At 67.6% G+C, this 10641-nt stretch carries 13 protein-coding genes; 6 read left to right on the plus strand and 7 right to left on the minus strand.

Going from position 1 to position 10641, the window contains the following annotated elements:
• Positions 1-26 precede the first annotated feature (26 nt).
• The gene (locus Q9S36_RS47980; RefSeq protein ID WP_311291816.1) at positions 27-797 is read left to right on the plus strand and encodes an SDR family oxidoreductase; all 771 of its coding nucleotides are present in this window, start codon (positions 27-29) and stop codon (positions 795-797) included.
• Here Q9S36_RS47980 and Q9S36_RS47985 read toward each other — a convergent pair.
• Positions 741-1655: an SURF1 family protein gene (locus Q9S36_RS47985; RefSeq protein WP_311291817.1), complete on the minus strand. Its 915-nt coding sequence runs from the start codon at positions 1653-1655 to the stop codon at positions 741-743. The two genes, Q9S36_RS47980 and Q9S36_RS47985, sit on opposite strands and share 57 nt — an antisense overlap.
• A 60-nt stretch (positions 1656-1715) precedes the next feature.
• On the opposite strand from Q9S36_RS47985, the gene moaA reads away from it, so the two are divergent.
• Positions 1716-2705, plus strand: coding sequence for a GTP 3',8-cyclase MoaA (moaA, locus tag Q9S36_RS47990; protein WP_311291818.1), 990 nt, complete (start codon positions 1716-1718; stop codon positions 2703-2705).
• Positions 2706-2708: 3 nt separating this feature from the next.
• Here the strand turns inward: moaA and Q9S36_RS47995 are convergent, their stop codons facing one another.
• The 3 genes from Q9S36_RS47995 to Q9S36_RS48005 all read right to left on the minus strand — a co-directional run bounded on the left by Q9S36_RS47995 (position 2709) and on the right by Q9S36_RS48005 (position 5219).
• On the minus strand, positions 2709-3119 hold the full coding sequence (locus Q9S36_RS47995) for an MmcQ/YjbR family DNA-binding protein (RefSeq protein ID WP_311291819.1): 411 nt from the start codon (positions 3117-3119) through the stop codon (positions 2709-2711).
• A 787-nt stretch (positions 3120-3906) separates the two neighbouring features.
• Complete coding sequence (locus Q9S36_RS48000) at positions 3907-4353, minus strand: helix-turn-helix transcriptional regulator (RefSeq protein ID WP_311291820.1); 447 nt, start codon at positions 4351-4353, stop codon at positions 3907-3909.
• Entirely contained in the window at positions 4350-5219 is an 870-nt protein-coding gene (locus Q9S36_RS48005; RefSeq protein WP_311291821.1) for an ImmA/IrrE family metallo-endopeptidase, read from the minus strand. The genes Q9S36_RS48000 and Q9S36_RS48005 overlap by 4 nt, the downstream gene beginning before the upstream one ends.
• 109 nt (positions 5220-5328) lie before the next feature.
• Between Q9S36_RS48005 and Q9S36_RS48010 the strand changes: the two genes are divergently transcribed.
• Positions 5329-6867 carry a heme peroxidase family protein gene (locus Q9S36_RS48010; RefSeq protein ID WP_311291822.1) on the plus strand — a complete coding sequence of 513 codons (1539 nt, stop codon included), beginning with the start codon at positions 5329-5331 and terminating at the stop codon, positions 6865-6867.
• Between the two features lie 532 nt (positions 6868-7399).
• Here Q9S36_RS48010 and Q9S36_RS48015 read toward each other — a convergent pair.
• Positions 7400-7864: a hypothetical protein gene (locus Q9S36_RS48015; RefSeq protein ID WP_311291823.1), complete on the minus strand. Its 465-nt coding sequence runs from the start codon at positions 7862-7864 to the stop codon at positions 7400-7402.
• Positions 7865-8069: 205 nt separating this feature from the next.
• Positions 8070-8342 (minus strand): hypothetical protein, encoded by a 273-nt coding sequence (locus Q9S36_RS48020; RefSeq protein ID WP_311291824.1) that lies wholly within the window; start codon positions 8340-8342, stop codon positions 8070-8072.
• A 233-nt stretch (positions 8343-8575) separates the two neighbouring features.
• Here Q9S36_RS48020 and Q9S36_RS48025 point away from each other — a divergent pair, with 233 nt between their 5' ends.
• Together Q9S36_RS48025 and Q9S36_RS48030 are read left to right on the plus strand one after the other, a co-directional pair.
• Positions 8576-8986, plus strand: coding sequence for a hypothetical protein (locus Q9S36_RS48025; RefSeq protein ID WP_311291825.1), 411 nt, complete (start codon positions 8576-8578; stop codon positions 8984-8986).
• A gap of 320 nt (positions 8987-9306) precedes the next feature.
• Positions 9307-9735 (plus strand): hypothetical protein, encoded by a 429-nt coding sequence (locus Q9S36_RS48030; RefSeq protein ID WP_311291826.1) that lies wholly within the window; start codon positions 9307-9309, stop codon positions 9733-9735.
• 45 nt (positions 9736-9780) lie between these two features.
• On the opposite strand, the gene Q9S36_RS48035 is transcribed toward Q9S36_RS48030, so the two are convergent.
• On the minus strand, positions 9781-10074 hold the full coding sequence (locus Q9S36_RS48035) for a hypothetical protein (protein WP_311291827.1): 294 nt from the start codon (positions 10072-10074) through the stop codon (positions 9781-9783).
• Between the two features lie 209 nt (positions 10075-10283).
• On the opposite strand from Q9S36_RS48035, the gene Q9S36_RS48040 reads away from it, so the two are divergent.
• The coding region (locus tag Q9S36_RS48040; protein WP_311291828.1) for a hypothetical protein at positions 10284-10641 on the plus strand (358 nt) is incomplete at its 3' end.

Below are 10641 nucleotides of genomic sequence, written 5' to 3' on the forward strand. Positions count from 1 at the left end.
GCGTCGCTCCCGGCTAGTGTCGTGACATGGACCTCCAGCTCGCCGACCGCGTCTTCCTCGTCACCGGGGGAGCGCGCGGTCTCGGACGGGCGACGGCGGACGCCCTCGTGGCCGAGGGCGCGCGTGTGGTGCTGTCCGGACGCACGCAGGAGTCGCTGGGCGCGGCGACCGCGGCGCTCAACGACGCCGCTGGGCGCGAGTCCGCCATCGGTGTGGTCGCCGACAACGCCGACCGCGACGCACCGACCCGGCTGCTGGCCGCTGCCGACGACGCCTGGGGACGCCTGGACGGGGCGCTGATCAGCGTCGGCGGTCCGCCGAAGGGTTCGGTCTCGTCGATCACCGACGAGCAGTGGAGCGCCGCCTTCGAGGCGGTCTTCCTCGGCGCCGTACGACTCGCGCGGGAGGTCGGCTCGGCGCTGCCGGCGGGCGGCGCGATGGGGCTGGTGCTCTCCTCGAGCGCGCGGGCGCCGCTGCCCGAGATGGCGATCTCCAACGGCCTGCGGCCCGGCCTGGCCATGGTCGCCAAGACGCTCGCCGACGAGCTCGGCCCCCGCGGCGTACGGGTCAACGGACTCCTGCCGGGCCGGATCGAGACCGAGCGGGTCGCCGAGCTCGACGCATCGACCGACGACCCCGCGGCGGCGCGCAGGGCGGCCGAGGCGACCATCCCGCTGGGGCGCTACGGCCGGCCCGAGGAGTTCGGGGCGGTGGCTGCGTTCGTGCTCTCGCCGGTCGCGTCATTCCTGACGGGCGTGATGCTCCCGGTCGACGGTGGGCTCCTGCGCGCCCTCTGAGTCGTCCTCGGCCCCCGAGTCGAGGCGCTCGCGCCACGTCCGGCGGCGGGCCTTCGCGACCGCCTGGGGGAGTGGGGCGCGCTCCGGCGTGGCAGGCCTCGGGCGTGCGCCGTCGTTGCTCCCCCACGGGCCGCGTCCGCCGCGCCACTCGTCGTAGATCAGGTAGAAGAACCCGAAGATCGCCAGCACCCCGAAGAACCACCACTGCAGGCCGTAGAAGAAGTGCGGACCGTTGTCGAGGTCGGGCATCTCCACCGGCGTCAGCGGGGTCTCCGGCTCCGGCGACTCGGAGCGCAGGTCGACCCAGCCGCCGAGGACCTCCCGGCCGAGCGCCTCGCCGATCCGTTCGCTGTTGACGGCGCGGGTGGAGAGGTCGTCGACCTCGGTGCTGTCGCCCTCGGCGTCACGGCGTACCCACCCGGTGACGGTGACCTCGCCGGAGGGCGGCTCCGGTACGTCGGCCCGGGTCGCGCCGCGGTTGTCGGTGGCGTACCAGCCGCGGTCGACGAGGAGGGTGGTGCCGTCGGTCGTCTCGAGGGGGACGACGACGTCGACGCCGGCCTCGCCCTCGCGGGTGCGGTAGCGCACGATCACGGTGTCGTCGACGGCGTAGGTGCCGGTGGCCTCCACGATCCGCCACTCCTCGGCGGCTGCGACGGGCTCGCCGGGGGCCATCACCTCGCTGACGGGGTCGGCGCCCGCCTTCTCGTTGCGCTCGATGATCGCGTTGCGCTCCTTGCGGTCGTCGAGCCGGTGGAACTGCCACTCGCCGAGCCGCCACGCGACCCAGGCGAGGAAGACGACCACCAGTGCGAAGACGATCCAGCGGCGCGAGACCAGGAACCGCAGCTTGTGCACCAGTCGAGGCTATCCGGGACGTCCTGAGCTCCTGACCCCCACCTCGATAGACTCCTGCAGGTGACGACTCCTCTGGCGGACCGGTTCGGCCGCGTGGCCACGGACCTCCGCGTCTCGCTGACCGACCGGTGCAACCTGCGCTGCAACTACTGCATGCCGGCCGAGGGGCTGGACTGGCTGCCCACCGAGCAGACGCTGACCGACGACGAGGTCGTCCGCCTGATCACCATCGGCGTCGAGCGGCTCGGCATCACCGAGGTGCGCTTCACCGGCGGCGAGCCCCTGCTCCGGCGCGGACTGGTCGACATCGTGGCGCGCACCCACGCGCTCGGCGTGGAGACGTCGCTGACCACCAACGCCCTCGGTCTCTCGCGCACGGCGCAGGCGCTGGCCGAGGCGGGCCTGGACCGGATCAACGCCAGCATCGACTCCGTCCGGCCCGACACGTTCGCGACGATCACCCGCCGTGACCGGCTCAAGGACGTCATCGCCGGCCTCGAGGCCGCCAAGGCCGCCGGACTGGGTCCCATCAAGCTCAACGCCGTGCTGCTGCGCGGCACCAACGACGACCAGGCCCCCGAGCTGCTGCGCTGGAGCATCGAGCACGGCTACGACCTGCGCTTCATCGAGCAGATGCCGCTCGACGCCCAGCACGACTGGAGCCGCGCCGCGATGGTCACCGCCGAGGAGATCTTCGAGGCGCTGAGCGCCGAGTTCACCCTGACGCCGCACGGCGCCCCGCGCGGCAGCGCGCCGGCCGAGCTCTTCGACGTCGACGGCGGTCCGGCCACCGTCGGCGTGATCGCCTCGGTCACCCGCCCGTTCTGCGGCGACTGCGACCGGGTCCGGCTCACCGCCGACGGCCAGGTGCGCAACTGCCTCTTCGCCCGCGAGGAGTCCGACCTGCGTACGTCGTTGCGCACCGGCGCCGGCGACGAGGAGATCGCCGAGCGGTGGGTCATCGCCATGCGCGGCAAGCGTGCCGGGCACGGGATCGACGACGAGACCTTCCTCCAGCCCGACCGGCCGATGTCGGCCATCGGCGGCTAGCACTCACCCGTCGAGCAGCTGCCTGAGCTTCTGGGGTGCGCAGAACCGGTAGCTCTCGGTCACCAGCTCGGCCACCTCGTCCCAGTCGGGCTCCCCGTCGAGCACCATGCCGACGACGGTGGGCGACCACGGCGGCAGGTAGAACGGCGGCCCGGCATGGGTCAGCGCCAGGAGCCCGTCGCCTGAGGACCGGAACGTCAGCACCGTCGCCGGCTCACTGATGCCGGTGACGTCGCGGTAGGCCGACGTGTATCCCTCCTGCGCGACCAGGACGTGCGCGAACGTCCTGCCGCGCACCCGCCACCGCACCCCCGTCCACGCGTCCTCCTCGTAGGCGTCCGGCAACGTGAGCGCGGTGCGGCCGATCCGGGCGACGACGTCGCCGGAGGGCTCGATGCGCGGCGGCCGGGGCATGCCGCGAGTGTGGCAGCACGCACCGACACCGCAGTCCATGTCGCTCGACGTCGATGTCGTCCAGGGGTGCGCCCGTTCGCGGCGATAAGACGCAACTCTCGATCGCGTGGCGGTCAGTGAGGTCGTCGGTGACCCCTTCAGGGGTAGCACGTCGTGCACATCTTGGCGCCCGCGTCCCCCACCAGTCGATAGGCGGGCCGTCATGCAGCTGCCGCGCGGCGAACTGGTCGTGCCGATATTGCAGAACTCTTTCGCGGCACGGGAGTATCGAAATAGACCTCGAGAGCCTCAAGTTCGCCGTCGCGAAACCTGCCAATCGCTTCGGCTACGTGTGCGAGGGGCTCGGCGAGGTTCGCTTCGCGGTAGGCCGCTACCGCCTCACATGCCTGCCGACGCCCCGATCCTGGGACACGAATTGAGGTTTGTGCGAGCCGTCGCCGCCGAGAACGAGCGTTTCGCCACACTTCCGGGCGTTCGTGAGGCACCGTTAGTGCCATTCGGCCGCGAACCATGGGCGCATGCGTCACCCGCTACGTCGGTCCTGCGCAGAGTGTATCTGCAACCCGGCGGCGAGCGGCGTCAACGCCTGTCCGCGCCTCTGCGAAGCAACACCTCGACTATGCGGACGCGCATGCTTGTCCAACGCCGCACAGTCGGGCTGGTCAACGCATAGGAAGCGGAGCAACCTCACGGCCGACGGCGGCGGTGGGGTTGCAGGCTGCCAGCGCAGTCAGCTTCTGCAACGCGGTTGCGAACGTGGCTTTCCAGGAGCAGTCAGGTGCGCATCTCAGTCGCCAGAACGTTCGGTCACCACACTCATGACAATTGCGTCATAGATGAAGCGCCACTTCTCCTTCGTGCGTGGCGCTTCGCCGCGGAACTTGATTCCCGCGAGCATCTGGACGTCCGCTTCGGGTAAGTGCTGGTCTTCTGCGAATGCGCGCAGCGAGTCTGGGATGTCTGTCGTCAGGCTCGTGTGCACGGAGCGGCCCATCAGATCCGCGAGCGTCACGCCAAGGGCTACGGCGACCTTGTGCAAGATGGCCACGCCAGGTCGTCGACCCGTTCCGCTCTCGACGGTGGACAGGTACGACTTGCTGACCCCGGCCTTCTCGGCCAGTTCGCTCATCGAGAGTTGACGTTGGGTTCGCAGAGCTTTGATACGGCGACCGATGTCGCCTGCGTCGCTGGCCGGCTCGGGGTCGGCGTTCGTGGTCCGAGGTGCGGCGTTCACCGCGTCGATCCTTTGCTGGCATCCATGTTCAAGCCGATGAGCATGACTGACATGACTGTTTCACCTTCTCGTGTGGGGAGTGGGTAGCGCCTGGCCGCAATCCGGTATCGGCCGGGGACGCGAAGTGACCGCATGTCGGCGACCGTGTCGACGTCTTCGCCGATGACCGCGTCGTGCACCGGGTGGGTGCGGGAGACAGACTTGTTGGGAGGGATGAACTGGTCGAGTGAGGGCGAGGACGAGCTGCTGTGGACGCGCAGTGTCGGGTTCGGGTCGTTCTTGCTTGTTGCGTGTTTGAGGCGAACGAAGATCGCAGGCGTTGGGGATAGTCGCACGAACCGACGTGCGGTCGCCTCGAGGCTGGCGCCGTAGTCGTCGGCGACGCGTTCGATGGCGTCCCAGCCGAAAGGTTCTTGGGCGAAGCGGGCGGTGACGAACCGGCGGGGGAGCAGCAGCTCGCTGCCGCCGACGTCAGCGAGCCATTCGACGTTGATGGCCGCGCTTCGCTTGGGGGTCGACCCACCTGGGTTACACCGGAAGTTTTGCTCGAGCTCGAACCCGGGCAGGAGGGTGTGGGAGATCTCGTGACCGATGGTGAAGCGCTGCCGCTGCGGGTTGTCGGTTGCGCAGACCTCTATCCGCAAGACGCCGGCATTGTTGATCAGGCACCCGGCGTGGCTGCTGAAGGTCTCGGTGATGTCGCTGATCCCTTGCATGCTGGCGACGAGCCTAAGGTCGACAGGAGGTTCGGCTTCGCACTCCTGCCCGAGCTGCTCGGCCAAGTCCTCCATAAGCGCGTCTGGAGGAGCGCCGGGGTAGCGGCGCATGGCCTTGGCTAGCTCAGAACGGTCGCGCGTGATGTCCATCCGTAGTAACGATAGACCGTTCGCATTGACGGACGCAGCAAGGCATGCCACTGTTACCTCGATTGCGAACGACCGTTCGTCGTTTGCGAACTGCTACCGAGGAGGTCCGATGACCACACCCCCCGCGTCCGAACCACCCCCGCCCGGCACGCCCGCGTCCGCGCCGGCCGCCGCCCACGGCGCTAACCCCCCGCGCGGCATCGAGAACGTGCCCCGCTCGTCCACCGAGACTGGGAAGTTCGGTCGGCTCTTCCGCGGCCTCACGCCCCTCGTGCTCGACGACGCGCAGATCCAGAACGTCGTCGCCACGATGGTGGACCCGGGGGACCCCGCCGCCCCCGGCGGGTGGTCCCCGACTCCGACGCCGACGGACGGGGGAATCGCCGCGGGCTGGACTTACCTGGCCCAGTTCATCGACCACGACATCACCTTCGACCCGAGCTCGCTGCTCGACCAGGCCAACGACCCCGACGCGCTCGAGAACTTCCGGACACCGCGGTTCGATCTCGACAGCGTCTACGGCCTCGGCCCTACGGCGAACCCGTGGCTCTATGACAGCAACGACCCGGACAAGCTCCTGCTCGGCGTCAACCCGCCCGAGTTCGCTCAGCGCGACCTCAACCGAAACCACCAGGGCCGGGCCCTCATCGGGGACCCGCGCAACGACGTTCACATCATCATCGCGCAGCTACACCTGGCGTTCGTGATGTTCCACAACGCGGTGGTCGACCTCGTCCGTGCCCGGCCCGAGCTGGTGTCTGGCGTCCCTGCCACCCCGGTCGGCGGGTGGGGCAGCACGGGTCCAACGGTGCCGGACCGGCCTACCTTCGGGCAGATCGTCACGCTGGTGCGCTGGCACTACCAGTGGCTCGTGCTGCGCGGATTCCTGCCCACCATCTGCGGCACCGACGTCGTCGACGCCGTGCTGCAGGTCAAGAAGGACAAGCTCGACGCCGTGCTCAAGCTCTACAGCGTACGGCGCAAGCCTTGGATGCCCGTCGAGTTCTCCGGGGCGGCGTACCGCTTCGGACACAGCCTGGTGCGAGACGCCTACCTGCTCAACGGACCGCTAGGGCCCCGGCCGGTGTTCTCCTCGGCCGGGGACAGCGACCCTCTGGCTGACCTGCGTGGCTTCCGTCGCCTGCCCAGCGGCTGGGAGATCGAGTGGCACCGCTTCTTCGACGACCTGCCCGGCTCCGGGCCAGACACGCAGCGCGCCCGCCTCTTCGACACCCGGATCGCCTCGGCCCTGCACACACTGCCGGCGTCGGTGGACCACATGCGCCGCTCGCTCGCGACCCTTAACCTCAAGCGAGGTGTCGCTCTCGAGCTGCCCAGCGGGGAGGACTTCGCGGCCGCTGTGGCCGGGAAGCTGCGCGTCGACCCCTCCTCCGTCCAAATCCAGACCGGGTTGCCGCACGCGGCTCCGTTGTGGTTCTGGTTCCTCAAGGAAGCCGAGGTCACCCGCGGGGGTCAGACGCTGGGACCCGTCGGTGGCCGTGTCGTCGCAGAAGTACTCGTTGGGCTTGCCCAGAACGATCCGTCGTCCTTCCTCAAGGCGCGCCCCGACTGGACACCCACTCTGGGTGCAACGCCTGGCGAGTTCACGATGGCCGACCTCTTCACGATCGCCAACGTCACGCTTTGACCTGACGACCTAACGCCCCGTCAGTGGGGCAGACGGCTGGCGTCAGCCTCCGCGGGCACGGCGGCCGCTCACCGAGGGTGGGCGGCCGTCGGCGCGCAGCCGAGCTGGGTACGCCTACGACGCGCCGGGGTGCCGTGTCTGACAAGGCCGTCTGGTGTCGCCATAGGTCAGCAGCCAACCGGCTGCAATCCCCCGACCCCCGACCCGTGACGCGGCGCAATGTCGCGCCCCGGACGGTTCGCGGCGCAATGTCGCGTGCCCGGACCGTACGCGGCGAAGTGACGCAACCATCGGAACCGGGGCCGGACGTTCTCGACAACAAAATTTGGGTGGCATAGAGGTTGGTCCATGAGACTGCGCGCCTTTGTCAGCACCAGGCAGACGCGGATCTGACCTCGAGGTCGAGATTGGCGGGTGTCTGAACGCCTGGTTCTCGACTGCTCGACAGTCCCGCGAGCAGGTGCCCGCGTGAACCAGGCGTCTGACATTGAGGTCTCTGCAAGCTTGGACACCATTCCCTCGGCGCGCATCGTCACTGTCCCCAAGACGCCTGGACCGTTGCCTCCACCGCCTTGTCCTGCTCGACGCAGTCGAATCGCCACATCACGACGTCGTGCACGACGTTGACGCAGATCCCCAGCAGGCAACCGAGCGCCAAGCTGGCCCAGGTCGACTCGACGTCGAATCCGCCGATCGCGATCACAGCCGCCACTGCGGCCCCGACGAACCCACCGACCCACAGCCACCTCGAGCGCTTCTTCCGGATGGCGTCTGCATCGGGCTCGTACTGCTGCAGCAGGACGGCCACTCGTGCGCGGATCCGCTGCCGCGCGTCGTCGTGCTCTGGGGCATCGAGCACCTTGATGAGCTCCAAATCTTCCCGGATAGCGCGCCGCTTCGCACCGCGTCTGCCGCCGTCGTTGAAGGCGAAGGCCGCCCACCACACCAGCAGGGCGCCAGCCGACCCCAGCGCAACCTTCAAGACCTCAGCCCACATGGCCCTGGACCGTTGCCGCCGCAACCGACACTCGCTGGGGCGCGCGGGTTACCCCTGACACTGGCCAGGCGCGTTCATGCTCGACCTAATTCGCCGTGTGAGCGTGCACGTCCTCAGCACAGTCAGAACTGGCACCAGACCGCAAAACCCGCAAACGGCCGCAGGTGTCGAGGCGGATAGACGCGCGCTGAGTCGGGCGGCGCGACTAGCTCTCGCACAGGCTTCCGTCCCTGTCACGGTCGAGCCTTCGTCGAGCGGCAGGGTCGGTCAGCACGGTGTTCTTCTCCTGTGAAGACAAGGAATCAAACGACTCACACGTGCCATCGAAGATCCGGTCGTTCACGCCTGTCAGTTCACCGACGGTGTAGAGGCCGAAGGCTGCGAGCAAGGTGCTCGCAACGGACGTGCCGACGGTCCATGCCGCGTCGTGAAGACGCTCGCGCGTGGTGAGCAGCTGACCCGGGTCTCGCTTCGTCATGCGCACACCCTATGAATCAGGGACTGCTCGCACCCGGCCGTTGTCCTCAAGCAGGAGGCGGCGAAATGTCGGGCCCGCGGACGGTACGAGGCGGAATGACACTGGTGCGTACGGTGCGCGACTGCGGGCAGCACGGAGCATGCGCCTGTAGCGGGCAACTTGACCTGCAACCTGGGTATACAGACCCAAGACTCCGGAGAGATCATTTTTGATCGACCACTGAGGGAGTAGCCATGACTGTTCTGGCGGATTTCAACATCATCATCGGCGATGAGGTTCCTCAAGACGTGCCCTTCATACTGGGACAACAATCTCCGCTCGGTCCCAAGTTCAACGCCGGGGGACGCCTCGGCGCGAGCAGCGGTCAAACCGGCGGGCTCGGAGCATTCATCATGTTCTCTGTGCTCAACCTGCAGGTTCCCCTCGAAGTCTTTGTCAACGGCAGGGGTCCGATCGGCACCGTGGACCCCAACGTGGCTCGGGGTTGGACCTCGCAGGTGATCTGCATGAGTGGCGGTCGGCTCAACAGCGGAGACGGTCTCAACAACCAAATATCCGTTGCGCTTCCGTCCGACAGCCCGGTGGCAACAGGTGACTTCAAGATCAAGAACCTCATCTGCTTCTACCATCAAGACTCCGACTGAACCTCACCGCGCCCCAGGCACGAGCTGCGGCTCCTCAGTACCAAGAGGGGCGGTAGCAGCACTCGAGCCGGGCGGCGCTCATTTTGAGCCAGTCCACGAGGCCTAGCTGCTGGGTGACTGGAAGGACGATGCTCCTTGGGTCGCGACACGGGTGACATTTACGCGGCCATGCGAACACTTGCGTCGGATCCATGCGACGTAGGTCGGCTGGCCTCGCGGCCGCTTGACGCGACTCTGTAATAGCGACAAGAACCCGATCTCACTTGACGAAGCCGTCCGTGCCGGCGTCCCTGTCCGGCGCTGCATATACGGTGCGCGCCATGATGATCCGCACTCTTCTCGCGTCCGCTCTCACCGTCGTCAGCCTCGGAATCGGCGGCACCGCAACCGCGAGCGTGCCAAGCGCCGCCGAGCAGGCTGGCGCCGAGTACAAGTCGCAGGTATCGACTCCCCAAACGGAGTTGCGCCAAGCCGTATACACCTACTCCCGCGCCTTCCTTGGTGGCAACGCCCGGAAGGCCTACGCGCTGCTCGCGCCCCGATGCCGCAACGCCATCGCGTATAACGACTTCGCGGAGGTCGTTGACGCCGCTCACGATGTATACGGGAACCTCCCGATTCGCTCCTACACGGCAACCATCAGCGGCGACCGGGCACGCGTCACCTACCGCTACCCCGTGGGTCGGCTCGACCAGGTTCGTGAGCCGTGGGTGCGACGAGTGGCCGGTTGGCGCAACAACCAATGCTGAATTGGCGGCGCTGTGACGCACTCCTCGCGGCGTGTGCGCGGACCTTCAAGCCACGCTGGTTGGGTCCGTTCCGAGAAGACGCACGAGTCCGCTCCGTTGAGCGTCGCGCTGCTCGACGTACATGGTGAAGGTCTGGTCCGAACGCGCCTTCCTCCGTGCCCAATGGAGGACCTCCTCGACGTCGGATGCTTCGATCAACCGGAACTCGCTGCAGTGCCACCACATGTGCTCTTGCGCGACGCGTCCCGGTGCAGGCGGTTGATGCCAGAAGTAGACGCGGTAGATTGGCCGGTCGACTTCCCACTGGGTGTCCCGAGGGTCTACACCTTCGACGATCATGCGGACGACCTTAGGTGCGAGGGCATCCCCTCATGCAGATTCGGATAGTCGAGCTACGCCGTCAGGCGGCGATAAGAAGCAAGACCGATCGAGCGCACCCGGGCCGCCGTCGGTTGGAGGCGTGTGGGGCCGGCGTGGATGGGCGCCCCGGGGGGCCAAGGCAGCCTTCTGCAAAAGGCCCGCCCGCTCCTGCATTAGGGTCACCGATCGTGCCTGAACTTGTTGAGACCGCGCCCGATGGGACTACCACCACACAGCCGCCGAGTTCACCAGGCTCAACTGAGCCGGAACTGGGCCTGGTCGGCAAGTCGATGTATATCTTGGCGACAATCTGCCCAGCTATTGGTGCCTTGTGTGTCGGTGCCTACACCGACCTCGACCCGGAAAAGGTCTTCCCCCTCGCGTTCGCAACTTGGGCGGCGCTACAAGGAGCGCTTAGCTTCAATGTCGTCCTGACTGAGAAGCGGGATGACTTCCGGACGGCATGGGAGATGGTCACTGGCTTCGTCCAGTCGACGGTGGGGCTTTCAACCTTCATGTACGCCGCTGGTCTTGCCAGTCGCCATC

It is taken from the genome of Microbacterium sp. ARD31, assembly GCF_031844425.1.